The sequence below is a fragment of the Paenibacillus sp. FSL R7-0216 genome, from assembly GCF_037969915.1.
In the GTDB taxonomy this organism is placed as follows: Bacteria; Bacillota; Bacilli; order Paenibacillales; family Paenibacillaceae; genus Fontibacillus; species Fontibacillus rhizolycopersici.
In genome coordinates this window covers 2,558,183-2,582,659 of record NZ_CP150222.1, presented here as the reverse complement: position 1 = coordinate 2,582,659, position 24,477 = coordinate 2,558,183, and the positions used below count along the sequence as shown (strand labels likewise).

Genomic DNA, 24,477 nt, shown 5'->3' with positions numbered 1-24,477 from the left:
AGTCCGTCTCCCCAAAATAACGGACTCGCGAATTCGCGAGTCCGCACTCTTTTTTCTAACAAGACCTTATTCGCCTAGTTGAGCTTTATAGGCATCCAGCTGTTTTTGCAGTTCAGCTAACACCTTGTCGTAACCGGCCTGTTTTAACTTGCTTCGGAACTCCTCTACCGCTTGCGCCGGATCTCCGGCTTTCCCCATCACGATGGCCGGACCTAGCTCCCCGGTGACCTGCGAAACGGCTGTCAATTCAGCTTCCACCGGCGTTTTATCGAAGACAAATTGTCCATACACGTAAGGCTTCTTGATTTTGTCGTATTCGGCATACAACGTTTCTTCGATCTGATCCCATGTCGTTTCACTAGGAATTTCAAATTTGTCGACCCGACCGCCCCAGAAATCCGCATAGAAATTGTCTCTCGCGTCGTCGTAACCTTCCGGACGTGCACGTTTTCCGTCCTTGATCACATATTGCACGCCTTCAAGCCCATAGTTAATCAAATGATAGATTTCTTCATTGTTACGGATCAGATCATAAGCCATTAGCGCACGTTCCGGGTTTTTGCTGTGAGCCCCGAGGGACGTGCCGCCATGCGTGATCGACAGCTCCATTAGGTTCGTGCCTCGCGTCCGGGAGAACGGAAACATCTGCAGCTCCGACCCGGGTTGCGCTTTATCCATCTCTACGCGAAGTCCCGAGAACGTCTGCGTATGGTGCTGGTCGAGTCCCGACAAGCCCGCTTTCAACGCATCGCGGTTGTTGTTCTTGTTGTTCAGGGCGTCTTCGCGCCAGAAGCCTTGATCCGCCCAGCTTTTCATCATGGTGGCATATTTCAGGAAAACGTCCTCGAACACCGGGCTGGTCGCGGTAAATTTCTCTTCGAACGATTTCGCCGTAAATACGGGCATGAAGCCGGTAGAGATCGGAAGCTCCAGCTCATCCGTATACGATTGCACGAATCCGCCCCAGGTTTGGGCTCCGGACGCCGCGTCCCACGGAATCACGTCCGGTTTATTGTCCTTAATGTACCGCAGGTATTTCTCAATTCCCTCCCAATCCTTAATCGGTTCGGTCATCCCGGCTTCCTTCGCCCAATCGCCGCGGTAGAAGAAGCCATGGTTGACCCACTGCGTATAATCGTTCTCCGGGATCAAGACGATTTTGCCGTTATATTTGCTCTCGTCCCAGTCCTCCTTCGGAATAGAGTTCCACGTTTCCGGTGCGTATTTCGGGAGAAGCTCATCCAGATTCATGAAAGCGCCGCGCTGCGCATTCCCCCAGGTGTCCAGCCAATCTGTTCCGATCGTAATCAGATCAATCGGTTCGCCGGAGGCTAACGCCAGATTGTATTTGGTCTGCCAATCCGCCCATTCGATCCATTTCCACTCCAGCTCGGCGTTGATTTTTTCTTTCATGATTTTGTTGACTTCCGTAAGGACTTTCTCGAATTGGCCATTCTTCGGTTTGTCACCCAACACGAGATAGCTAATCTTCACGAATTTGGACGTATCCACCCCACTGTCCGTCTCCTGACTGGCATTCGACTTGTTTCCTCCATTATTCGCCGTATCTCCGCTAGCCCCGTTGTTGCCGTTTGAACCGCCGCCGCAGGACGCGAGCAGCAGCACCAACAAGCTTACCATCACCCAAATTGAAGTTTGCTTCCATCGAATCATTTGTACCAACCTCCCTCTTCTATATCAAATTGTGAAGCCTCAGCCTTTTACAGCGCCGACGGTGATCCCCTTGATGAAGTAGCGCTGTACAAACGGATAGAATAAAATCACCGGGCCCGTCGCAACGATGGCCGTCGCCATCTTCATGGATTCGAGCGGAACATCCCGCAACTCCACGTTCGAAGCCGCCGCTGAATTACGGATAAAGTCCGCGCTGGTGATGACGTTATACAAGAACAGCTGCAGCGGACGGTACTTCATGTCCGGCGATAAGAACAACATCGAGTTATACCATTCGTTCCAATACCCTAGTGCGATAAATAAACCTATCGTAGCGAGTGCGGGAGTTGTCATAGGCAGGATGAGACGGATGAAAATCGTGAAATCCCCGGCCCCGTCGATTTTGGCGGATTCGGTGATGGCGTGAGGAATGGAGCGGACGAAGCTTTTCATCATAATAATGAGGAAAGGACTTAGCAAGCCGGGCAGTAAGACGGCCAAGTAATTGTCCTTCAGGCTCAAATACTGCGTCACGAGTAGATAGAACGGAACCAGACCGCCGGTGAACAACGTCGTAAAGTAGATAAAGAAGGAAATGCGGTTTCGATAGGCAAAATCGGGCCGCTGCAGCGCGTAACCAGTCATCGCCACCAGGAACAGCCCCAGCGCGGTACCGCAAACCGTGATGCCGATCGTCACGAGATAGGAGCCGACGATGAGGTCCGGATTTTCGAAGACGATTTTATAGGAGAAGGCGCTGAACTCTCGGGGCCAGAAATTGAATCCAAATCGTTTGATCGCGGACTCCGACGTAAAGGATGTGCCAAGGACAAGCAGAAAGGGCAATAAGCAGCATAGGGAGAAGAAGCCGATAAACAAGTAGCCTACGATTTTGACGATGATGCCGCCTAGATCTGTGCGGATGCTCCGGGCTTCATAAGCGTCATCCATACCTTGCACCTCCTAGAATAGTGAGTTGTCAGGCGAAACCTTCTTGACTAGCCAGTTGGCGGTCATGACCACGATAAATCCGAAGACGGATTGATACAGGCTGACGGCGCTGCCGATCGAGAAATTGAAATTCGTCATGAGGGCGCGGAACACGTAGGTTTCAATGATATCCGTCGTCGCGTACAGGGCCGTATTGTTTGCTCCAACCAGGTTGAAGAACAACCCGAAATTCCCGCGCAGAATACCGCCAAGCGAGAACAGAAGAAGGATGATAAAGGTTGGCTTCAGCCAGGGGAGCACGATATAACGGATTCGTTGGAACGCGCCTGCCCCATCGATTTCTGCGGCTTCGATAATCTCGTTATCGAGACCCATGATCGCCGCGAAATACACGATGGATCCATAACCGGTCGATTGCCATAAATAAGTCAGCACGATGATAAACGGCCAGATCCCGGCGTTCGAATACGTCTTCACCGGATCGAATCCCAGCGAGGTCAGGATGCTGTTGAGCAGGCCATAGTCATAGCTCAGCACATTGTAAGCGATCAAGCCAATCAGGACCGCTGAGATGAAATGCGGCAAGAACATCAAGGTTTGGGTCAGCTTTTTGAACCATTTGAGGCGAATTTCGTTCAGAAATACGGCGACGATGATTTGCAATACGTTCCCAAGCAGGATAAAAGCCAGGTTATAAACCACCGTGTTAAAAGTCAGGCGCCACAAATCGCCCGTCATGACCAGGAATCGGAAGTTATCAAAGCCCACGAACGGACTCTTGAAAATCCCATCCGTGTAGTTGTACTTGATGAAGGCTAAATATAAGCCGGGCATCGGTAAATAGGCGAAAATGATAAAGAAGATGATGGCAGGCAGACACATGAGCAGCAGGGTCTTATTGTTCCAAAACCGTCTGAATCGGCCGTTCTGGGCCCTGTGCAATTGCGGCGGCCGTTTGCGCACCTTTGTAGGCGTCGTGATCTCCATATGCATCCTCCCTTCTATACGGAAATAACCTCAAGGCTCTCCAATTTGCCTGGAGCCTGTTCATCTGCCGCCTCGAGATAGATGGACAGCTGCGCCTGGTTGTCATGAAACCAAGGTCCCGGCAAGTAAAACGAATTCATGCTTCCGCCGGTCATCGTTGGCCTTCCCGTCCCTCCAGGCAACCAAAGCCGGCCGACGATCCGCTCATCCATAAACACGGTAAGCTTTAAACCAGAGCCTGCCGCACGTACCCTCCACCCTTTGCCTTGAGCGGAATTGTTGATTGCGGCGAACAACCAACCTGTCTTTCCAGAGTCAAGACTCAGCGGCAAATGCCCTGGAGCGGCAGAAGCAATCCTATGGTCCGCTTCTGCCTTCAGCTCGGCTTCCTCCGCCGCAGCAACCGTGAACGTCGAAGCCTCGACACCTTCATAAATCACCACTTCACCGCCAGGCTGCCCCATCGTTCGCAGCAGATGGACTTCCAGCTGTAGCTCTTGGCCTGGGGTGACATAGGGCTTTAGATCGATAAAAGCATCCATCGGATGGATGGAACCCACCTCGACGCCATTTACCCAAAGCTGCGCGTAGCCTTGCAAATTCCGAAAGTGCAGGATCCACGCCGATGGTTTAGCTGTGGGTACAAACTTCTTGCGAAACACTTGTTGTGACGGGTGATCCGCGGATAACCAGCTTCCAAAGCCGACCACCGGCCAAAGCGCTTCATCTATCTTAGTCGCGGCACTTGGCGACAAGCGTTCGCCACTTGGATTCACGCTCCAGTTCGCAGTTATGTCGTGAATGGCCGTGATCGCTGTAACGCCTCCTATCCCCTTCAAGGAAGGTAGGCAGAGGGCGGGAAGCCGGAGATCATTAAAGTTACTGTGCCCCCAAATTTCTACGCGTGCTTGAATCTTCTTGGCATCTCGTCCGTCAACAGGAACAAACACGCTGGCTCCTCCAGGAGTCAAGGTTCCGAGGTAAGTCCCGTCGGCATACAACGAGACAACATCGCTGGCTTGTCGGATAAGAAGTCCCCGAAGCTGGTCATCCGCGTTAATCAGGTTAACGTTGGCCTCATACCAAGCGTATCCGCGATAGATGCCCAGCCGTTCCAGAAAATCAAGCTTCGCCTCATCCGTTAACGCCGATACCGCCTGCAATGGCGGTTTCCATCCTTCCCCTGAAACAAACTGCCACTCTAGAGCTGGCGACGGGTCGGAGTTGTTCAACTTCGGTTGAAACATAGAAGCCGTCATCGTGCCGTCCAGGTTGATCGTCTCGGTATGAAGCGCTTTCAATCGATTTGTGACAATCACCGTGAACCGTCGTCCATCCTTCAGTTCGAACCGGCAATACGCTGTTTCTTCGCCAGTAAGAAGCAATTCTATATGTCCCTCGCGCCTGATAACTTGCATTCCCTGCGCTAACGGCGCATGTACCGCTTCGATGGCTAAAGCGATCCTTCCGTGATTTCCTTCCGTGTGAAACGCCAGTACGGTGCCATCATTCTGTTGTCCCGCCATATAAAGTTCCGCCGTGGAGAAGATGAGCTGTCCCGGCACTCCCCAAAGGGACAACGGAACATTTACCGGAAGTGCCAGGGATCTTGATGCAGACAAAGTCAAAGCGCCAGTTGATGAGGCGTGGGCTCCCATGTCCCCTAGCAAATTGATTTGCTTGGCACGGTCTTCACCGTTAGTAACAAAAATCAGCTCCCCACCGCCTTGTAGACGCAGCACAAATGGACCAAACACCCCCTCCGTTTCTCCTTGAACAGACCATGTACCACCGGAATCCGGTTCGGCTTCCGCAATCGCTCTGCCATAGGCACGAATTAATCTGGCAAGAAGCTTCGCCTCCTGGGCTTCTGCGCGAAGATGGCCTTCCGGCGAAATCATACCCCCGAAGTCATAATCCGACGTCAGGAAAGCCAGCGGCTTGCCCCAGTTATTAATGGCATTCGTGAAGCCAAAGTTCGTGCCTGAAACCTGAAGGTATGGTCCCAGCAGCTTGGTTCCGGTTGACAGCAGCCTGCGGAGCAGGTAATGACTTCGGTTCGTTTCGGTGACAAGCAGTGGATAATTCATCCCGTGAAGTACATGTCGATAATGCAGCACTTTCTTTTCAAAATGGGGATCCTGGTCATCGGGGTAAAAATTACAAGTCGGTACAACGCCATCTGTTAATCCAGACGCCTGCAACAGGCCGCCTTGACCCGCACAAGCGATGAGCGGAACGGATAATCCATGAGCGACTGCCATGTCGCGGAGGGCCGCCATATATCCTGCGGGATCGGAGCAACCGTAGAAGTCCAGCTCATTCTCCAGTTGAACGAGGATGACACTCCCTCCGCTCGTGACTTCATGACGCCTAAGAATCGGCAGGATCTGTGCGTACCATCTGGCCACATGCTGCAAAAAGGCGGGATCGTTGTTCCTGATACGCATATAGGGCTCTTTGGCGTAAAGATACGAAGGTAAAGCACCTCCGTCCCACTCCGAACAAATGTAAGGGCCTGGACGGGCGACGACCCATAACCCCGCTTCGCTTGCCAGTTGTAGGAATTTCTCCGCATCCCGCATCCCGTTGAAGTCCCACTTCCCCTCTTGGGGTTCGTGGAAATTCCACGGGAAGTAGACATCGATACAGTTATAGCCAGCTTCCTTGACCTGATCCAACCGCTCTTTCCACAATTCCGAAGGAACCCGGAAATAAAAAAGCGAGGCGCAAAGCAGAATCACGCTTTCACCATGAATGCTGACCGCTTGGCCGGATAAACTCACTACAGATTCGGACTCGACACGCGTATTCATAGCGGACCACTCCCAGCGTCTGTAATATTTGATTTTTTAATGAATCCCATTTCATGAAACCCGTTACATTTTGGTTAACACAAAATGAATGAAACGGGTTTCATTTTTGGGTTAAATCACTCTTCACGTCGTTCTGTCAGATGCTTGAGATGAAGTACTGGTCATCAGAAATCGTTGGTGAATGTAGTAAAGTGAATTGTCACATAGGGGGGTGTGCAGAAGAAGTGCAGGTACTTGGAGTAAATGTAAGGGCTTTCGCAGTTATTCTAGCTTAGCAAGATTTGCGTTGTCAATCCTTTTTTTGCCACAATCGGGCCGAAGCTCCTAACTTTTGTTAAGAGGCATGGTAGATTCCCGAATGATCAGCTCCGGCTTAAGCCAGGTTGTTTTGTTTACCTTGGACTTCGTGATCATTTGGTGCAGCACTTCCCCCGCCGTCCGCCCCAGATCATGGGTTCGAAGCGAAACGGTCGTGAGCTCCGGAATGCTGTTGGATGCAAATGGGATATCATCATAACCGATAATCGACAGATCCTCGGGGACTCTAAGTCCCGCTTTGACGGCTGCTTTCAATACGCCGATCGCCACCAGGTCGTTCAGGCAAAAGATCGCGGTCGGCCGATTAGCCAACTCCAACAACTGGTTCATAAACGCGGTACCGCTGGCAACGGAGAACCCTCCATGGAGTACCCACTCTTTGCGCACTGTAAGGCCCGACTGCGCCATCCTCTTCATAAACGCTGACGTTCGTTGCACCGTGTTGGACATATTCCGGTAGCCGCCAACGATCGCAATGTCGCGGTGCCCGAGCTCGATCAGGTGCTGCGCCGCCAACTCTGCGCCATGCTTCTCATCCACTGCCACTCGGTTTAATCCCGAGTTGGACAGCCTACCATTTAAGAGAAGTACAGGTAGCCTTTTGCCGATCTCGACAACCTCTTCGACCAACTGCCCATCGGGTTTGGCTAAATCGACCCTTCCCCCCATCATCACAATTCCGTCCACCTGCTTCTCCGCAAGCGCGTTCAAATATTGAGATTCCCGGATATACTGTTCCGCGCTGTCTACACTGGCTGATACGGTATCGCAAAGGAAATAGGTGTACCCTTGCTTACGCGCTTCCAGATCGAATCCGGACAAAACTTCCGGAAAGAAGGGGTTTGTAATATCCGGGAGAATAATGCCGATCATTCCTGTTTCTTTTTTTGACAAACTTCGCGCCAGCGCATTGGGTTGAAACTGGTATTTGCTGATCAGTTCATTAATGCGTTCCCGGGTCTCCTTTTTGACGGGAGCCGTATTGTTAAGTACGCGAGAGACCGTGGCAACAGAGACGTTGGCTTCCTTGGCGATGTCGTATACTGTAATCGGTTTCATAAAATCACCTACCCGAAATTAGTAGCACAGAACATCCCAAGTATATCAAATTTTCCAACATTTGAGAACGGAAACGTCTCTATTCCAGATGCAATGTACGAATGAGTCAGCATGGCAAAAAACAGGCCCTCTTCTTCTAGAGAGGGCTCTGTTCCCTGTCAGGATTACGTTTGATCTTGCTCCGCTTCCTTGTTGTCGGGATCATATGCGGTTACATCCGGTTGCTCCGGCATAAATCCAGAACGTGTATGCGGGGTTGTATCTTCATAAATCGTGCGTGGGTCTCCATCCGTTTCGATTCGTTCTTGATCTTGATTTTGATTTGGCATACCTATAGTCCCCCTTTACGCTGAATAGCGTCTCCGGCATCGAACATTTTCATTCACAGGCTCAACATATGATATATTTGCTATATTTAAAAAGGACAACATCTATCTTTTTGAATGAGTTCTTTTCGATGGTGTCTGAAGTCGAAAACTGGTCTAACTCTGAAAGCTTTAATCGATCTCTGCAAAGTTTTGTCGAAGGTATTGAAATATACAATAACATATATTAAATATATCATGTAAACCTTTCCAATCCAGCCAATTGCTATGCCAGGAGGTGGATCATCGATCTTAACGAAATCAACGACGCTACCTATTCCCATTAAGAGAGGTGACGATTTATGTTTCGCAAATGGATCATGTTAAGTTTAGCTCTAGTTTTTACGTTAACCATGCCGTTAGGAGCATCCGCTGAGACTTCCAGCCAAGCGGATCTAAACCGTAAAAACGGTATCGTCTGGCCGAAGGATCAGGAGCTCCCCACCTTCGCCAAAGTCAAACGTTTGGATGTGGCGCAAGTGTACGACGCTTCGGGCGACATCAAGATTCTGCTGACAACGCTCCAAGGCATCGTCAACCGCACGGAACCGAGAATTTACGTGCAGCAGAATGAGCAAGATCCCTGGATCAACGATCTTCATGTCCCTTATCGCGTTCATGATAACGCGATGGATATCGTTAAGGCTTACGCCCGGGAGGTCAAGGGCGTGATCGTCTACGATCCGGCCGTTCCTGACTCCATCAATGTTGCAACGACGCTTGCTGGATTGAAGGACGCTGTCGTGGCCAGCCCTGAACTGGCCAAAGAACTGACCGCGGAGCCTTATCGCCTGAAAGTGATCGAGGATCTGCAAGGGAAGTTCCAAGATCGAATGGACGCTTACACTTGGCAGTATGAGCATTTATGGAGTCAAACGACGAAACGAATGCTGGTCGGACTCAGCCCGAATACGTCCATCCCGCTTCCTCCGGACAATTTCGAGTCCTTCAAGACGGTTCTTACTGAACCGGAACAAATTCGCGATGCAAGCAACCGGAGAACGTATGATCTAGACTTGTCCGAGTTTCTGGGAGAAGATGCCGTCTATCTGCGCTTCCAGGATGCTTTCACGCAAGACGGCTGGGGGCCTGCGGTTCATGAATTCAGCGTTACGGCAGACGGCGAGGAGATCCTTCGCTTCGAAACCGGAAAGCCGGAAGAAGAAGCGTATCTGTATGACCGGCAAGGCTCTAAATTTCTGCCGGGCGCGGACCACCGTTTTGCCGACAACGGCAACTACTTCGTGTACAAGTTCAACCCGCCGGCGGGCACTCAGCAATTGACGGTTACCGTCGAAATGTGGAACCAATTCAAGGTCTCCGCCAGCAACGTAAAGCCGCTCTCCTCGGAGCAAAAGGAGCCGTACGGTTACCTCCGCGATTATGCGGTGGCCAACAAAGCGATGGTGTTCTGGCTCTCCAGCGGAGTGCCTGAGCAAAGGGAGTTGTTCGAACGGATCTTAGCGGATGTAGAACCGGGAACACCGTATTTGGGTTGGTTCGATAATGATGTTGAAGGCGAAGTCGCAGGGATCGACCTGACTTCACGTCACGGCGTTTACGTCTTGCCTTCCGACTGGTTCCATAATATGACGGTAATGGCGGGGACAAAAGCGAAGCCGGCAAAGCCTAACAAGCCGGTAACCCCGAAGCTGAACAACAAGATCTACGTGACCTTCACGTTTGGCGAGGGCGATAATCTACAATACGATCAAAATCATATGCGCAATCTTTGGAATGATCCTGCTCGCGGCCAAGTGCCCATGAACTGGACGGCTAGCCCGCTCCTCGTTGATGCGGCCCCTACGATCCTAGACTATTACCAGTCCACCGCGACGAAGAACGATCTGCTGGTGGCCGGACCATCAGGAGCCGGGTATTTCAGTCCGCAGGTATGGCCGGAGGAGAGCTTTGCCGCATTCATGAAAGATTCCTACCCGTACTTGAAGAAATCCGGCATGTCATATCCTTTTGTCATCAACCGTGAAGACAATCATGACGTTCCTCTCACCGGTTTCAAAGCGGAATCCTATGTGAAAGATTTGAAAGTGCCTGGCCTGTTCCTTGGAGGCGGTAGCCAAAATTACGTAGAAATCGTCAACGGCAATTTACCCGTTTCTTATTTCAAAGGCACGACCACTGCTAGAGATGGAATCAACCTTTTGAACGATGCGAAAGCTTCTTGGGACGGGAACTCGCCGATGTTTGTTTCCGTTGGGGTCAACGCGTGGAGCATGAGACCATCGGACGTCGTAGAGATCACGCAAGCACTGGGACCTGAATTTGAAGTCGTGTTAGCGGATAGCTATTTTACGCTGATTCGAGAAGCCTACGGACTTCCGAAGAAACCTTAACCCTAGAATAACCCTCAAAAAAACAAGGCGGGAGCGTCCTAAAAAGACGATTCCGCCTTGTTCCTGTCTGGAGGGTCCTGGTTTTTATAACGATTCCTTGATAATACGCTTATAGAACAGGACCGACAACAAACCAAAGATCGAATAAAGTGCCGTATAGATCAACATCACCAGGATCATCGGTGTCCAGAGCTCCGTCCCGAACAAAAACCAACCGGAACGGACGGCAAAATAACTATGCGACAAGCCAACGGCCAACGGGATACCGAAGTTGAACACCTGCTTGAATTGAATCCCCCGCAGCAGATTGCCCGGCGTAAATCCAAGCTTTCGCAAGATGGTGTAGCTCGGCTTCTCTTCTTCCCCTTCGCCCATCTGCTTGAAATACAGAATGCAACCTGAAGTGATGAGGAAGGTTAATCCCAGAAAACCTACGATAAACATGATCAACCCCATATTGCTCTTCTGGTCCATGATGATCTGATATTGGGAGTATGCACCCGACGTTTCTTCATAACTCTTGTCTTGATAGATTTGATTCGCTTGCTCCAGCAAATCGGGATTCACCACATCGATCCCGTAGTAGACCGGGTCAGGTCGCTGAAGTTCCGGTTTTGCATCCTGCATCAGTCGTTCGAATACGGCATGATCGAGGATCACAGACGGCATTCCGGAGGAATAACGAAGCGATACGATCGCATCTTTTTTCGTATCGATCACGGTGACCGGGATGGATTCCGAGCTTCCTTTTAACGTGATTTTCCCTTCCGAGTGCAAGCCCATAAATTGCTCCACGGCATTGCTCGAGCCGGCGAACAGTACTTCCTTCGAATCCAGTTCGACGCCTTCGACTTCTTGTTCGTCAACGACGGCAAGCGTGACGTCATTGGAGCCCTCTTGCTTCTCCAAGACGGTATCAAAGATTTGAGAAACATCAGCCTCAACGATGAGCACACGGCGCTGGGTTTCTCGCGTATCGATCCCGGCTGTCTTCAAAGCTTGCTTGAAAGCCTCTACGTCCGCAGGCTCTGACAATGCAAAATGATTCGGTACGGTTTGCTCCGCCGATTTTTCCGTCGAATAGAAAGAGATGTAGCTTAGCGACAACAAGCCGATCGCCAGCGCCGACACGGTCGTGATGATCGTCAGCAGCAGCGCGTTCGATTTCATTCGGAACATGATTGAGGATAAGGACAGCACCTCATTCAGCGACAGATACCCCCCCTTCGCTTTACGCACCAAGTTGAAGATAAAACTGACCGACCCTTTATAAAACAGGTATGTTCCGATAATCACCGACCCTAATATCAGGATCATCGCGAGAAACAGCTCCTGCATTCCGGTATAGTCGCCGCTGAACAAATCCGCCGATATCCGGTAACCGTAAAGGATCAGCCCGATTCCCAGAATACCGAAGACGATTTCGGACAACGGCATCCTGCGGTAAGCGTTCTCCGTGGTAGACGTCACCCGGAACAGCGACAGGATGCTTTGACGCTTGATGAACAAATAGTTCATCAGCATGATCAACAGGTAGATCGCCGCAAAAACAACGACGGTCTGTATCAGTGCCTGCGGGGAGAATCGCAATGTCGCCTCGGCATCCACGCCAATGATCTGAAACAGAATCATAAGCAACAACCGGGAGCAGGAAAACCCGACGAACATGCCGATCAGCATGGAGCCGAAATAAAGAATCAGGTTTTCGCTGCTGAGGATGCCAAAGATCTTTCCTTTCGTTAATCCGATTAATTGAAACAAGCCAATTTCCTTACTTCTCCGTTTGATGAAGATGGTATTCGCATAGAGCAAGAAAATAGCGACGATCGCAACGAGCAGCACTGACGCAGCGGCTAATCCGGCCGCTCCTTTCACGGAGCCCTTCATTTCGTCCAGCGCCGGGTCGTACTGTAAGGTGACAAATGCGAAGTATAACGCAACGCTGAAAATCAAGGCGAACACGTACAAGTAATAGTTTTTCAGGTTTTTTTTCAGATTGCGGTAAATCAGATGGGTCAAGCTCATTCCTGCACCCCGCCCAAAACGCCCTGAGCCTTGATGATGTCGTTGAAGAACGCCTGCCTTGGCTCGTCGCCTTTATTTAGCTGCGAATAGATTTGTCCATCCTTAATGAAAACAACGCGGCTGGTATAGCTCGCCGCCACCGGATCGTGGGTCACCATAATGATCGTTGCCATGATCTTGCGGTTCAGCTCGCTGAGCTTGTTCAACAAATCCGAAGCGGACTTCGAATCCAGCGCGCCTGTCGGCTCATCGGCGAATATAATGCTCGGATCGTGGATGAACGCCCGTGCAGCCGAGGTCCGCTGTTTTTGCCCGCCCGAAATTTCGTTCGGGTATTTGTCCTTGATGTCGTAGATGCCAAGTTCCGTGGCTATCTCCTGAAACTTATGGTCTGCCTCTTTACGAGAGACGTTTTTGATCGAGAGCGGCAGCAGGACGTTTTCTTTGACCGTTAACGTATCCAGCAAATTGTACTCCTGAAAAATAAAGCCGAGATGGGTTTTGCGGAATTCAGCCAACTCTTTCTCCTTTAGTCCCGTAAACTCTTTGCCTTCGATTTTGATGCTGCCAAGGCTGACCTTATCGATGGAAGAAAGCACGTTTAGTAAAGTCGTCTTGCCGGAGCCGGACGCCCCCATGATACTGACGAATTCCCCCTTCTCCACACCCAGGTCAATCCCTTTCAGCACTTCCTGACGATTGAATTTGTTGCCATAGCTTTTATGAATTTTGCTGGCTTCGAGTATCGCCATGATTGATCACTCCTTTGTCCTACCCTAATCTTAACTTGCCCGGAATGGAGTTTCCTGCGTTTCACCGAACAAAGCAAACGAGCATGTGACATTGTTGTCACATGCCCAGGGTATGGACGTAAGTATTGCTCCTCGGAAAATACAACGTAAAGGTGGTTCCTACACCGGGCGTTGATTCAACGCTCATCCGAATCGACAGGGAGTCCGCGACCTTCTTTGCCAAATACAACCCCATTCCGGTGGCAGCGTGATCATCATGGTTCTTCGTAGAGGTAAATCCTTTCTCGAATATACGCGGCAGGTCCTTCACTTCAATCCCCCGACCGCTGTCGCGGACGCAAAGCCAGGCCTGTCCATCCGGCGATATTCCAGAACCCACGACGATATCAGAGGCCGAACTGTATTTCACCGCATTGGTCAACAGTTGCCGTACGATGAACGCCAACCATTTCGCATCCGTGAGCACTTCCTGGACAGGCAGGTTGACATCAAAACCGATGCCTTTTTGCAAACACCATGCTCGCAGCTCGCGAATCTCATTAATTAGCAAGGGCTCCAGCTTCACTTGCTCGATATATAGATCGTTTTCGATGAACGGAATGCGTTTCTGGTGCAACTGGCGATCCAGCAACAGGTGAATGCGCAACCACTCCAGCCGCAGTTGCTCCTTCAGCGGCTCGTCGCCCATCCGATCGATCATGAGTCGCATGGCGGTTAATGGGGTTTTCACCTCGTGAATCCAGGACATCAGCTCATCCTTCTCCTCTTCCAACTGGGCGACAAGCTGCGACGTTTCCTTGCGAAACTTGTCCGTTTGCTCGTTTAATCGATCCATCACGATAGATTGAAACGGACTTTCCGGCGCAGCGATCACGTTCAAATCGTACGTATCCTCCCAGGCGGCTAGGTTTTGATAGAACCGGGTTTCCTTCGAATAACGGATCAGCAAAAATGCCGCAAATAACAATAGCGATAAGAAAACAATATATAACATCGGAAGGAACGGAATCGTCCGATCGATCGCGGCGACGGAGAGGAGCAGGAGCTGCAGGGCGATCACGAGCAGGATCCAGCTTAGGCGCTCACGCAAATATTTTCCGATCATAACGTCTGAACCTCTTCGGTTGCCATATAACCTTGCCCGACCTTCGTCTCGATATAAGCGTCAAGCTCGAGGTCCTCCAGCTTTTTGCGCAACCGATTTACGTTTACCGTCAAGGTATTGTCGCTGACGAAATGCTCGTTGTCCCATAAGCTTCGGATCAGCTCCTCGCGGCTGACGATGCGATTTTTTTGCTCTACAAGCAGCTTGAGGATGAGCATTTCATTTTTCGTTAACTCAATGGTCCCTCGCTCTGCCGTGATGGCGTTGCGTCCATATTCGATCGTTGCTCCGCGCCACGTCCTCAGCTCAACGCGTTCGGTATTATAGTTGTATACCCGGCGAAGCGTCGCCTGGATTTTGGCAATGAGCACCTCGAAATGGAACGGCTTCTGTACAAAATCATCCGCGCCTAGCTGCATGGACATCACCATGTCGGTCGGATGGTCGCGCGAAGACAGGAAAATGATCGGCACATTGGAATGGGCGCGGATTTGTCGGCACCAATGAAACCCATCGAACTTGGGCAACTGGATATCGATCAGAACCAGATCCGGGCGAATGGCCGTAAATTCCTCCAAGACGTTGCCAAAATCCCGAACGCCATGTACCCCATAGGACCATTGCTGCAGCCGTTCGCGAATTTCCTGAAACAAGGACGGATCATCTTCGATTAACATGATTTGAAACAAGCGAATCACCACATTTTTAGGATTCTATACCTAATTCAGTTTAATGGATTACGAGGCGTTTCGCTATCCTTCCGTTAAATCGCCGTTTGTTCAATTTCAAAGCCCAGATCCTCGATCATCCGGTGATCTAAGGATACATCTTGCCCTTCTGTCGTCATGTAGTCGCCTACGAAGATCGAGTTCGCCGCATATAACGATAGCGGCTGTAGCGTCCGGAGGCTGACCTCCCGGCCGCCCGCCACACGGATTTCCTTCGTTGGACAGATGAAGCGGAACAAGGCCAACACTTTAAGCGCTTTTTGCGCCGGTACCCGTCCCGCCCGTTCCAGCGGTGTGCCCGGGATGGCGTTCAAGAAATTGATCGGAACCGAATCGGCATCCAGATCGCGGAGCGCTAAAGCCATCTCCACGATTTCTTCATCCGATTCGCCCATTCCGATGATCACGCCGGAGCAGGGAGACATCCCGTGCGCTCTTGCGGTCTCGACCGTCGCCACGCGTTGATCGTAAGTATGGGTCGTCGTAATCGACGGATAGTTGGTCCGGCTCGTGTTCAAATTGTGGTTATAGCGGTGAACCCCGGCTTCACTCAGTTTCTGCGCTTGCTCCTCCCTAAGAATGCCCAGGCAGGCGCAAATCTTCAGCGGCATCGTTGCGCGAATTTCGGCGACTGCCTCTACGACCTGCTCCAACTCCTTGTCGGTTGGCCCCTTGCCGGAGGCTACGATGCAATACGTTCCCGCCTTGCGCTGCAACGCCTCGCGAGCTCCAGCCACCAGCGTTTCCTTGTCGAGCAACGGGTATTTCGGGATCGAAGCTGTCGAGACCAAGGATTGCGAGCAGTACCCGCAATCTTCGGGACATAGTCCGCTTTTAGCATTGATGATCATGTTCAGCTTCACTTTGTTGCCATAGTAATACCGTCTGACCCGATACGCCGCCTCCATCAGCGGCAGCAATTGATCATTCTCGGCTTGTAATACGGAAAGCCCCTCCTCCCAAGTTAAAACCACTCCGTTTAGGGCTTTATCGGCTAGCGAATCCCAGCTCTGTCCTTCCGTCTTGCGTTGGTTCATCCATCATCCCAGCTTTCTATGCCTGATTAGCTCTACAGCAAATGAGCTCCTATTGTTAACCTTAATATAAATTTATGGTTAACAATTAACATTCTAGATTCTACCTGAAAGTTTGGATGTTGTGAAGGGTTCATTCCATTTGGCATGGAGCGCGCTTGCCCCTACATAGGTTGTTATAAGGCAAAAATGTGCAGGAGGGATTTGTTATGCGTATACAAGTACGTTCGGGGGATACGTTATGGTATTACAGCCAGATCTTTCAACTTCCGCTGCAATTGATCGTGGATTCCAACCCGGGTATTCAAGCGGAAAGTCTTAGCGCGGGCCAAACCATCCACATTCCCGGTTTTCTGTCCAGCGAATATCAGGTGAAAGCCGGGGATTCCGTTTGGAAGCTGTCCAGGGATCGCGGGGTTCCGATGGATGTGATCCTTTTGCTGAACCAATCGGTGAATCCCAATCAGCTTGCGGTTGGTCAGCGGCTGCAGCTTCCGCTGCGAGTCACCTGGTTCGTGGTCGACATCCGTAAACCGTACGATTCCGCCGCATTGCGGGAAGATTTGAACCGGTTGATGGACATCTACCCGTTTGTAGCCTACCAAAATATTGGAAATACGGTCATGAACAAACCCATCCCTGAACTACGCATCGGAAAAGGAAAGAAAAAGGTGCATGTCAACGGAGCTTTTCATGCGAATGAATGGATTACGACGCCGGTGTTAATCAAATTTCTGAATCAGTATCTGCTTGCGCTTACGAATAGCAGCTCGATTCGCGGTCTGCCGATGTGGCCATATTACGAAGAGGTTACTTTCTCGATGGTGCCCATGGTGAATCTGGACGGTGTAGACCTCGTTATCCATGGATTGCCGAATCAGGAGCCTTACCGCAGCAACGTGCTGTCTTACAACGGTGGCAACACCGACTTCCAAGGGTGGAAAGCCAACATCAATGGGGTTGACTTAAACGACCAATTCCCGGCTTTATGGGAACGTGAGGTTGCTAGGAATCCGGTGGAGCGCGGGCCTCGGGATTATCCGGGCACCGCCCCGCTGACCGAACCTGAAGCGATCGCCATGGCCATCTTGACCCGGCAGAGCGACTTTGATCATGTTCTCGCGTTCCATACCCAAGGCCAAGTCATCTATTGGGGCTTCGAGAACCGCGAGCCGGCTTATGCCGAAACGATCGCGAATGAATTCGCCCGGGTCAGCGGTTACGAGGCCATCCGTAACGTGGAGAGCTATGCCGGATATAAAGATTGGTTCATCTATGATTTCCGGCGTCCTGGATTTACGATCGAGCTGGGAACCGGCGTCAACCCGCTGCCGCTCTCTCAATTTGACGAGATTTATGAGGAAAGCTTAGGGATTTTACTGGCCAGCATGTACATGTAAGTGTAAACGCAAAAACAAGGCCCCCTGCTATTGCAGAGGGCCCTTTCTGTGTAAAGAGGCTTAAAAATTCATCATACCTCCGCGGAGGTTGGGGTTCATCATTCTGGACGTTCCCGTTCCGCTTTGACCGTGACAGTTGTTGATCCGATCCTGAATTTGCTCATCCGTCAGATTGGGATGCATCTGTTTCGCATAGGGTAGCATCCAATCCCAAACTCCATTCGGATCGTTCTCTGCACCGTTGCTCGCACCAGCCGCATAAACTCCAGCCGCACCAATCCCCATCACCAATACGAAGGCAGCGATTCCAAGGCCAAGCTTCTTCATGTTGTTCTCCTCCTTAGGCAAGCGATTGGCTTTCATTCTAGCAGGGGCGAATTGAACATGCTATGATGTCTTTTATAGTTCAAAGAAACTCATCCTTCTATCGAAAGGAGTTCTGCAGATGAAAATGAACCGTTTGGGCTCCTCCGACCTATTGGTTAGCGAAATCGGACTAGGCTGCATGTCGCTGGGAACGGATGAGTCGCATGCGATCGCCCTGATCCACGAGGCGCTGGACCGAGGGGTTAACTTTCTTGATACCGCCGATCTTTACGATGCCGGAACCAATGAGGAAATCGTCGGCAAAGCGATCAAGGGACGCCGGGATCAAGTCATTCTAGCGACCAAAGTCGGCAACCGACGGATTTCCGGTCAAGATGGCTGGAGCTGGGATCCGTCCAAAGCGCATATCCTGTCGGCGGTCAAAGACAGCCTGCGTCGGCTGGGCACGGATTATATTGATTTGTATCAACTTCATGGCGGAACGATCGAGGATCCGATCGATGACACGATCGAAGCGTTTGAACAATTGAAGAAAGAAGGCGTCATCCGGGAGTACGGAATTTCTTCCATTCGTCCGAACGTGATTCGCGAATACGTCTCTCATTCCTCAATCGTCAGCGTCATGAATCAATACAGTATCGTGGATCGGCGTGGTGAAGAGGCTGCCTTTCCGCTGCTTCAGGAGCACCGGATCAGCGTGATCGCCCGTGGGCCGCTAGCAAGCGGAGCGCTGGCAGCGAACCGAGTACCTTCCAAAGGCGTGTTGGATTACGAGCTGGGCGAGCTTCGTGAACTGCGCCGAAAGCTGCAGGAGCTGGAAACCCCGGAACGCAGCCTAACGCAGCTGGCCATCCGTTACTCGCTATCCCATCCGGCAGTGGCCGTGGCCATTCCCGGAGCCAGCTCTCGTGAACAGCTGTTGCAGAATCTGACCGCGGCCGACATCTCCGAGCTAAGCGCCCAGGAAGTTGAGTTGATTCGCAGCTTGAGTATAGCAAATCAATATACGGTGCACCGTTAATCTAAAATGAAGAGCAGGCCATTCCAAGTGAACGGCCTGCTTTTTTGTTGCGATTCAGGTTATTTGACGGGGATCCATTCAATCCCCCAGTCGGAAATCAGACGGTTTAAAGCATGGACATTGAGATATAACCGATCCCCCATGATCTTCGAGTTCGAACGGTCGACTTGAATGGACTGGGTTCCCGTGGAAACCGTATAACGGTAGGTTTTCATATCGCTACCTGCACTCCGCTCAACTTTCCACTTCAGACTTTCGGACACGGGTCGAAGAGGAACATATAGCTCTCGGTTAAGGCCAAAAAAAACGAACGGCAAAGCGATTTTCATATCGTTTACTGTCAAATTAGCCTCCCCCTCTTGAACGTATTCCAGCGTTTTGACCGGCAGCTGATTGGCTTCCAATTCGTCCGGGACTTCAGGTGCTTTTGTCGCGGCCGAGCCTTGTACTCGATCATAGAAAGCTTGAACCTCTTGATCGGTTACGCTCCGAACCTTCCGAGTATGCACATCGTATAGATGCGTTTTCCGGGTAGATTCGTTATAAGCCAGCAAGAGTTCTCCTCGCTGTTCGTCATACCCCAGCAAAGAAGCCAGCAATAAACGATGCGTTTCCTGTGTATCGGGATTCATGCGAACGATTTCGTTCTGCTTGGCCGTCTCGCTATGCCGCTCCATAAGCAAGGAGCCGTCCGGAAGCCAATAGGTCACAGGCCATTCTCCACTGTCGGAGACCTGACGGATGACTCCGTTCTGGTTGTTTTTCACGAAAAGGGCAACCTGCTTAGAACCCCCCTCGAAATGCATCACCTTACGAGTCCCGAATTTCCCGTTGGGTGAGTTCTGATATCCTGTTTTCCCCACCAACCGGTCTCCGGCCGTATCCAGATAGACTTCGCCGAAAGGTTGGGGAGTTAGGCCTTGCGTCATGACACGCACATAGGGACTCATTTCCTCTCCCCACAGCTCGCTGACGGTATCGGGCAACACATACCAATTTCCGTCCTCGGTCCGGGAGAGGACCTTCCGTTCAGATTTGCCGTCATCCGTTGTTAAATAGCCATTATAGTATGCTTCTTTGGTTTCCGGGTTCGTATAGGCATGGTAAAACGCCGCATCCGCGGCAGCTGCCGTACTTGCGATCATCGTCCAGGCCAAAGTTGTCGCTAGAACACCGTAAACCGCTGGTCGCAGCCGAATGTTGCCTAATTTCATTCTCGTTTCTCCTTTCACCTCAATCTATTTAGTATAGACGACGAATGGAGGAGAAAGTTACGACGTTTACAAACCGAATCATACAACCCATGAACGGGAGACATACTACGGACGAGCAAATCAATATCACGAAGCAAAGGAGATTCTTTCATGGGTGTGTTAGACGGTAATCCGAAGCATGAGCCGATGCATTACGGCGAAATATTCACCCTATGGGAAAGCTCGATGGCGGCCAAGATGATCTTGTCCTGCTACCAGCTGTTCACGTATCATGCCGGTGACAAAGATTTAAAAGAGATTTTAAAGGATCTGATGGATCAAGCCAAGCTGGAAATCAAAGAATTGGACAAGTTGTTAATGGACAATGGGATTACCCCCTCCCCGATGCTGCCGGAACGGCCGGAAGCAAAGCTGGAGGATATCCCGCCAGGCGCTAGATTTGCCGATGCGGAAATCGGGGCGAAGATTGCCATGGATACCGCCGCTTCATTAGCGGGCTGCAGCGGGGCGATGGGGTTGTCGATCCGTGAGGATATCGGCGCACTGTTCGCCAAATACCATGCAACCAAAACCGCGCTGGGACTAAGAATCTTGCGTATGAGCAAGGAAAAAGGCTGGCTGATTCCTCCCCCGCTGCAAGTCAAGAAACCCGAGTAATCACAAATGAAGGGAGAATCCTTTGCGACTCTCCCTTAATTTACATCCTCCCGTTCAATGATCGGGATTCCGTCGCGAATCGCTACTTTCATGACGAATTCCGCAGATCGCTCCTGTAAGCACAATTCCAAATCCTCGGGTAGAAACGCCGGCTGCTCCGGATCGAAAAACTTGGCCGCTGCCGACGAACCGCGTATGCGCTCCAAGGTTTGCGCCGCCGTTGGTCTACTGTCTCCGCTTAAGATCCCTGCGATGTATTCCGCGCAGGCTAGATCATCATCCCCCGTCGGATGCGAAGCGATCAAATGCAGCGACAGTTCGGGGCCCGAGCTCATGAGCCGGCTTTTGATCCATTCCGCCGTCGTGGCCGCATTAGAGAACCCCGTTACAAAAATGTGCTTGGCGTTCAAAGAGTTCAAAGTGGCCTCTACGCCATTCGTTGTTTTTTGAATCAACGTTTTTCCGGCTAGGTCAGCTAGCGCGATCCGAGCAGGCGAATTATCCAAATCAAAACCCGGAATAGGCAAGCCATTAATTTCTCCCGCCAGCAAGAAATCGGGATGGTCCCGTTTGAAATGAAACGCCTCTTCCAGCGAACCGGCCAATATAATCCTTTGAGCTCCCCGGATAAAAGCGTAATGGGCCACCGTAAAAGCCCGGATCACATCGATCACCACATGGACCTCCGCATCCGCCAGCCGGTGGTTATTTCCCTGTATGATTTGGATCATGGTTCCCCTACCCTTTCTGTTTTGAACATTACCAGCTTATGCCTGATGGGTGGGAAGCCGTGCTAATGGATGCATACCCGATTTCCGAATGACAAATAATGAACGTATTCATTGTGTTTCGAATTCAATCATGAGGAGCTAAACCCATGAATAACACCAAAACGCGGAAAAGGCTGCAAATCACATTCCAAAGCGACATTTCGTTTCCCGAGGAGGAGTCGACAGAGGGAGCCAAGGAGAAAGCGGAAGCCTCGGAGCAGAGCGGGTCCAAAGGGCGGATATGGGAGTTCATGGCCATCGCTACCATCCCGATCGTGCTTGTGTTCGGTAACTCGATGCTGGTGCCCGTCCTTCCGGAAATGCAACGGCAGTTGCAAATCAGTAAATTTCAAAGCAGCTTGATCATTTCGATTTTCTCTTTGGCGGCGGGCTTGTTCATCCCGGTAATTGGTTATCTATCCGACCGGTTTGGACGTAAGAAGATCATCATTCCCGCATTGATCGTTTACGGAGGTGCCGGGGTTTTGGCGGGATTCGGGGCGATATGGAACTCATATACCGTCATTATCACGGCGCGGGCCATTCAGGGCATGGCGGCTGCAGGTACAGCACCCATTGCCATGGCGTTAGTAGGCGATTTGTATAAAGGCGGAACGGAAAGTAAAGCTTTGGGATTGATTGAAGCATCTAACGGCGTTGGCAAAGTGCTTAGCCCAATTATCGGTTCGTTGCTGGTGCTGATCGTTTGGTATGCTTCTTTTTTCGCGTTCCCCGTATTCTGTGCCCTCTCGCTGTTCGCCGTGATGTTTCTGATCAAGGAACCTCAGTTGGGCGAGAAACAGCCATTAAAGTCCTACATCCATAAAATCGGTCAAATTTTCCGTAAAAAAGGGAGCTGGTTGATCACTTCCTTTTTCGCAGGTTCTTTAGGGCTGTTCATTTTGTTTGGCGTTTTGTTTTACTTATCCAATACCTTGGAAGAGGCTCCTTACCATATCGACGGAGTCCTAAAAGGCGCGGTTTTAGCCATCCCCCTGCTCGGCATGGTCATCACTTCCTATACGACGGGCAGCCTGATCAAGAAGAAAGGCCTGTTAATCCGCTGGCTGATGAACATCGGGCTGATTATGATGACGCTTGCGCTGGCGGCGACGATATTCTTCTTCAAGAACATTTATGTATTTATCGGCTTACTAACAGTCAGCAGTATCGGAACCGGCCTTCTCCTGCCGTGCTTAAATACGATGATTACCGGCGCGGTGCAAAAGAGCGAACGCGGCATGATCACGTCGCTGTACAATAGCCTGCGGTTTTTAGGCGTTGCCTTTGGTCCGCCCCTGTTCGGATGGATGATGGACATTTCCGACCGTGTCGTGTTTATCACCGTGTCTTGCTTATCCCTGGTCACCTTGGGGCTGGTGTTTTTCCTGATCAAACCTCCTCGTCAAATCAGCTGATCTTTCACCAATATTTGTTAATTCCATGGGCACCTGCTGCGATGAATTCGCATATGATGCCTATGTCATCGGTGAAACGATAAGTTAACAAGGAAACGAGGAGATTCCAGTATGAAGAGTACCTTACGTGCCGTCTGGCCTGCCGAGTTATTTGATCCGAGCGGACTACGTCAGACCATCGAGCCGGAAGGAAGTTTGCCCGAATTGCAGGTTACCGGTCCCGGCCTGACGATGGTGATCGATAAAGGGCTCGGGCGAACCGCCTTCACAGATTTCATTGAACTGGCTGCGGGTTACGTAAATTGCATCAAATTCGGCTTTGGTACAGCCCCGCTCTACAGCACGGAGTTATTGATGTACAAAATTAACCTTGCCAAGCAGCATGGGATTATGGTGATGCCTGGCGGGACGCTGTTAGAGACGGCGGTTCAGCAGGAAGTTGTCTCGGGCTTCTTCAATACCATTTGCCAGCTTGGCTTTAATGGCATCGAAGTGTCTGACGGCACGATTGAGCTCCCTCGTAAACGCCGTACCGAACTGATTCAGGAAGGTAAAAACCGGGGGCTTCGAGTCGTCACCGAATTTGGCAAGAAACTAACCGGTTCCCTTATCGATGCCACTCATCTGGCAGAGACCCAGGAAGCCGATCTCAAAGCCGGAGCCGAGCTGATGACTGTGGAAGCACGCGAATCGGGAATGGGCGTCGGCATTTTTGATGATCATGGCGAATGTCGCCAGGATATTTTGGACAATATCCTCAAATTCGTACCCGATTCAACCAGACTGATGTGGGAAGCCCCGCTAAAACATCAGCAAGTGCTGCTGCTTCGCAAATTCGGCGCGGGCGTGCATCTAGGCAACATCCAGCCGCCGGATATCCTGTCGCTCGAAACGATGCGGCGGGGACTCCGCCAAGACACTTTCGAATTTGGCCTCCGTCAAAAGCCGGCCGAAGAGTGTATCTATGTGATTTAGCAAAAAATAATCGGCCAGGTAGAGCCCACCTGGCCGATTATTTTCTTTGTTGGCTTTGCTTAGTTGCCCCATCCCTTTCCATTTCTCAAGGGGTTAGAACAACAACCGTTCCTCTTCCTGACTATGAATTTCATTAATCTCAAGCAAGGCGTACAGCTTAGGGAGAAGGACCTTACTGAATCCATTTGATTCACGCAGCTGATGGATGTTTTTTACCACAATTCTCATCAACTCATGATCCCGTTTCAATTGCAGTACCGTTTCTTGGAGCGTTGGATTCTTCTCGACGACTTCTTGGTAGAAACCGTCCTCTTCCGCATCCGCATGGCTTAGAATCCGTGACTCCCAGTAATCCAGCAATTCTACCATCGCCTGATCTGCCATCTCCAGGTTCCCATTTGTGTACAGACTTTCGACTTCCTCCGTTTTCGACCGAGCTCCAGCCAAACCTCCGGCGTGAATGGCTTGATGAGCGTGCCGTTGCCGTAATGATGGACCAACCGGCATAATTTCCCCTCCCCCTAATG

21 protein-coding genes are annotated in these 24,477 nt (G+C 51.0%); 6 read left to right on the top strand and 15 right to left on the bottom strand.

Annotation, left to right across the window (positions count from 1 at the left end; translation table 11 throughout):
- Positions 1–66: 66 nt before the first annotated feature.
- The 6 genes from MKZ15_RS11610 to MKZ15_RS11585 form a co-directional block, all read right to left on the bottom strand.
- Positions 67–1,674: a DUF3502 domain-containing protein gene (locus tag MKZ15_RS11610; protein WP_155606014.1), complete on the bottom strand. Its 1,608-nt coding sequence runs from the start codon at positions 1,672–1,674 to the stop codon at positions 67–69.
- Between the two features lie 39 nt (positions 1,675–1,713).
- A complete protein-coding gene (locus MKZ15_RS11605; protein WP_193418487.1) occupies positions 1,714–2,625 on the bottom strand; it encodes a carbohydrate ABC transporter permease in 912 nt (303 codons plus the stop codon).
- Positions 2,626–2,637: 12 nt separating this feature from the next.
- Entirely contained in the window at positions 2,638–3,612 is a 975-nt protein-coding gene (locus MKZ15_RS11600; RefSeq protein ID WP_155606016.1) for an ABC transporter permease subunit, read from the bottom strand.
- A 14-nt stretch (positions 3,613–3,626) separates the two neighbouring features.
- Positions 3,627–6,428: a beta-galactosidase gene (locus MKZ15_RS11595; RefSeq protein ID WP_339822192.1), complete on the bottom strand. Its 2,802-nt coding sequence runs from the start codon at positions 6,426–6,428 to the stop codon at positions 3,627–3,629.
- Between the two features lie 324 nt (positions 6,429–6,752).
- A complete protein-coding gene (locus tag MKZ15_RS11590; RefSeq protein WP_339822189.1) occupies positions 6,753–7,805 on the bottom strand; it encodes a LacI family DNA-binding transcriptional regulator in 1,053 nt (350 codons plus the stop codon).
- Positions 7,806–7,969: 164 nt separating this feature from the next.
- A complete protein-coding gene (locus MKZ15_RS11585; RefSeq protein WP_339822186.1) occupies positions 7,970–8,134 on the bottom strand; it encodes a hypothetical protein in 165 nt (54 codons plus the stop codon).
- Between the two features lie 338 nt (positions 8,135–8,472).
- Here MKZ15_RS11585 and MKZ15_RS11580 point away from each other — a divergent pair, with 338 nt between their 5' ends.
- Complete coding sequence (locus MKZ15_RS11580; protein ID WP_339822183.1) at positions 8,473–10,524, top strand: GxGYxYP domain-containing protein; 2,052 nt, start codon at positions 8,473–8,475, stop codon at positions 10,522–10,524.
- A gap of 84 nt (positions 10,525–10,608) precedes the next feature.
- Here the strand turns inward: MKZ15_RS11580 and MKZ15_RS11575 are convergent, their stop codons facing one another.
- The 5 genes from MKZ15_RS11575 to bioB form a co-directional block, all read right to left on the bottom strand.
- Entirely contained in the window at positions 10,609–12,549 is a 1,941-nt protein-coding gene (locus tag MKZ15_RS11575) for an ABC transporter permease (protein ID WP_213624006.1), read from the bottom strand.
- Positions 12,546–13,301, bottom strand: coding sequence for an ABC transporter ATP-binding protein (locus tag MKZ15_RS11570; protein ID WP_155606022.1), 756 nt, complete (start codon positions 13,299–13,301; stop codon positions 12,546–12,548). The genes MKZ15_RS11575 and MKZ15_RS11570 overlap by 4 nt, the downstream gene beginning before the upstream one ends.
- Before the next feature lie 97 nt (positions 13,302–13,398).
- Positions 13,399–14,406, bottom strand: a complete 1,008-nt coding sequence (locus tag MKZ15_RS11565; RefSeq protein ID WP_339822178.1) for a sensor histidine kinase — start codon at positions 14,404–14,406, stop codon at positions 13,399–13,401.
- Positions 14,403–15,095, bottom strand: coding sequence for a response regulator transcription factor (locus tag MKZ15_RS11560; RefSeq protein WP_193418503.1), 693 nt, complete (start codon positions 15,093–15,095; stop codon positions 14,403–14,405). Before MKZ15_RS11560 ends, MKZ15_RS11565 begins: the two co-directional genes overlap by 4 nt.
- Positions 15,096–15,169: 74 nt before the next feature.
- On the bottom strand, positions 15,170–16,171 hold the full coding sequence (gene bioB, locus MKZ15_RS11555; RefSeq protein WP_339822174.1) for a biotin synthase BioB: 1,002 nt from the start codon (positions 16,169–16,171) through the stop codon (positions 15,170–15,172).
- A 206-nt stretch (positions 16,172–16,377) separates the two neighbouring features.
- Between bioB and MKZ15_RS11550 the strand changes: the two genes are divergently transcribed.
- Positions 16,378–17,568: a M14 family metallopeptidase gene (locus MKZ15_RS11550; protein WP_339822171.1), complete on the top strand. Its 1,191-nt coding sequence runs from the start codon at positions 16,378–16,380 to the stop codon at positions 17,566–17,568.
- A 60-nt stretch (positions 17,569–17,628) separates the two neighbouring features.
- On the opposite strand, the gene MKZ15_RS11545 is transcribed toward MKZ15_RS11550, so the two are convergent.
- On the bottom strand, positions 17,629–17,895 hold the full coding sequence (locus tag MKZ15_RS11545) for an FAD/FMN-containing dehydrogenase (protein ID WP_155606027.1): 267 nt from the start codon (positions 17,893–17,895) through the stop codon (positions 17,629–17,631).
- 118 nt (positions 17,896–18,013) lie between these two features.
- On the opposite strand from MKZ15_RS11545, the gene MKZ15_RS11540 reads away from it, so the two are divergent.
- On the top strand, positions 18,014–18,916 hold the full coding sequence (locus tag MKZ15_RS11540; protein ID WP_339822168.1) for an aldo/keto reductase: 903 nt from the start codon (positions 18,014–18,016) through the stop codon (positions 18,914–18,916).
- 59 nt (positions 18,917–18,975) lie between these two features.
- Here the strand turns inward: MKZ15_RS11540 and MKZ15_RS11535 are convergent, their stop codons facing one another.
- Positions 18,976–20,130, bottom strand: coding sequence for a hypothetical protein (locus tag MKZ15_RS11535; RefSeq protein ID WP_339822165.1), 1,155 nt, complete (start codon positions 20,128–20,130; stop codon positions 18,976–18,978).
- A gap of 150 nt (positions 20,131–20,280) precedes the next feature.
- Between MKZ15_RS11535 and MKZ15_RS11530 the strand changes: the two genes are divergently transcribed.
- Positions 20,281–20,787 carry a DUF3231 family protein gene (locus tag MKZ15_RS11530; RefSeq protein WP_339822162.1) on the top strand — a complete coding sequence of 169 codons (507 nt, stop codon included), beginning with the start codon at positions 20,281–20,283 and terminating at the stop codon, positions 20,785–20,787.
- A gap of 35 nt (positions 20,788–20,822) precedes the next feature.
- On the opposite strand, the gene MKZ15_RS11525 is transcribed toward MKZ15_RS11530, so the two are convergent.
- Positions 20,823–21,518 (bottom strand): 2-phosphosulfolactate phosphatase, encoded by a 696-nt coding sequence (locus tag MKZ15_RS11525; protein WP_339822159.1) that lies wholly within the window; start codon positions 21,516–21,518, stop codon positions 20,823–20,825.
- Positions 21,519–21,664: 146 nt separating this feature from the next.
- Between MKZ15_RS11525 and MKZ15_RS11520 the strand changes: the two genes are divergently transcribed.
- Both MKZ15_RS11520 and MKZ15_RS11515 read left to right on the top strand, forming a co-directional pair.
- Positions 21,665–22,975 (top strand): MFS transporter, encoded by a 1,311-nt coding sequence (locus MKZ15_RS11520; RefSeq protein ID WP_193418517.1) that lies wholly within the window; start codon positions 21,665–21,667, stop codon positions 22,973–22,975.
- Positions 22,976–23,086: 111 nt separating this feature from the next.
- Positions 23,087–23,950: a phosphosulfolactate synthase gene (locus MKZ15_RS11515; protein WP_193418519.1), complete on the top strand. Its 864-nt coding sequence runs from the start codon at positions 23,087–23,089 to the stop codon at positions 23,948–23,950.
- 93 nt (positions 23,951–24,043) lie between these two features.
- Here the strand turns inward: MKZ15_RS11515 and MKZ15_RS11510 are convergent, their stop codons facing one another.
- Entirely contained in the window at positions 24,044–24,457 is a 414-nt protein-coding gene (locus tag MKZ15_RS11510) for a hemerythrin domain-containing protein (RefSeq protein ID WP_213623997.1), read from the bottom strand.
- Between the last annotated feature and the right edge of the window lie 20 nt (positions 24,458–24,477).

Bases quoted from the DNA above. Each gene is read 5' to 3' on its own strand.
- MKZ15_RS11610 (WP_155606014.1), bottom strand. From the start codon at position 1,674: ATGATTCGATGGAAGCAAACTTCAATTTGGGTGATGGTAAGCTTGTTG.
- MKZ15_RS11605 (WP_193418487.1), bottom strand. From the start codon at position 2,625: ATGGATGACGCTTATGAAGCCCGGAGCATCCGCACAGATCTAGGCGGC.
- MKZ15_RS11600 (WP_155606016.1), bottom strand. From the start codon at position 3,612: ATGGAGATCACGACGCCTACAAAGGTGCGCAAACGGCCGCCGCAATTG.
- MKZ15_RS11595 (WP_339822192.1), bottom strand. From the start codon at position 6,428: ATGAATACGCGTGTCGAGTCCGAATCTGTAGTGAGTTTATCCGGCCAA.
- MKZ15_RS11590 (WP_339822189.1), bottom strand. From the start codon at position 7,805: ATGAAACCGATTACAGTATACGACATCGCCAAGGAAGCCAACGTCTCT.
- MKZ15_RS11585 (WP_339822186.1), bottom strand. From the start codon at position 8,134: ATGCCAAATCAAAATCAAGATCAAGAACGAATCGAAACGGATGGAGAC.
- MKZ15_RS11580 (WP_339822183.1), top strand. From the start codon at position 8,473: ATGTTTCGCAAATGGATCATGTTAAGTTTAGCTCTAGTTTTTACGTTA.
- MKZ15_RS11575 (WP_213624006.1), bottom strand. From the start codon at position 12,549: ATGAGCTTGACCCATCTGATTTACCGCAATCTGAAAAAAAACCTGAAA.
- MKZ15_RS11570 (WP_155606022.1), bottom strand. From the start codon at position 13,301: ATGGCGATACTCGAAGCCAGCAAAATTCATAAAAGCTATGGCAACAAA.
- MKZ15_RS11565 (WP_339822178.1), bottom strand. From the start codon at position 14,406: ATGATCGGAAAATATTTGCGTGAGCGCCTAAGCTGGATCCTGCTCGTG.
- bioB (WP_339822174.1), bottom strand. From the start codon at position 16,171: ATGAACCAACGCAAGACGGAAGGACAGAGCTGGGATTCGCTAGCCGAT.
- MKZ15_RS11550 (WP_339822171.1), top strand. From the start codon at position 16,378: ATGCGTATACAAGTACGTTCGGGGGATACGTTATGGTATTACAGCCAG.
- MKZ15_RS11545 (WP_155606027.1), bottom strand. From the start codon at position 17,895: ATGAAGAAGCTTGGCCTTGGAATCGCTGCCTTCGTATTGGTGATGGGG.
- MKZ15_RS11540 (WP_339822168.1), top strand. From the start codon at position 18,014: ATGAAAATGAACCGTTTGGGCTCCTCCGACCTATTGGTTAGCGAAATC.
- MKZ15_RS11535 (WP_339822165.1), bottom strand. From the start codon at position 20,130: ATGAAATTAGGCAACATTCGGCTGCGACCAGCGGTTTACGGTGTTCTA.
- MKZ15_RS11530 (WP_339822162.1), top strand. From the start codon at position 20,281: ATGGGTGTGTTAGACGGTAATCCGAAGCATGAGCCGATGCATTACGGC.
- MKZ15_RS11525 (WP_339822159.1), bottom strand. From the start codon at position 21,518: ATGATCCAAATCATACAGGGAAATAACCACCGGCTGGCGGATGCGGAG.
- MKZ15_RS11520 (WP_193418517.1), top strand. From the start codon at position 21,665: ATGAATAACACCAAAACGCGGAAAAGGCTGCAAATCACATTCCAAAGC.
- MKZ15_RS11515 (WP_193418519.1), top strand. From the start codon at position 23,087: ATGAAGAGTACCTTACGTGCCGTCTGGCCTGCCGAGTTATTTGATCCG.
- MKZ15_RS11510 (WP_213623997.1), bottom strand. From the start codon at position 24,457: ATGCCGGTTGGTCCATCATTACGGCAACGGCACGCTCATCAAGCCATT.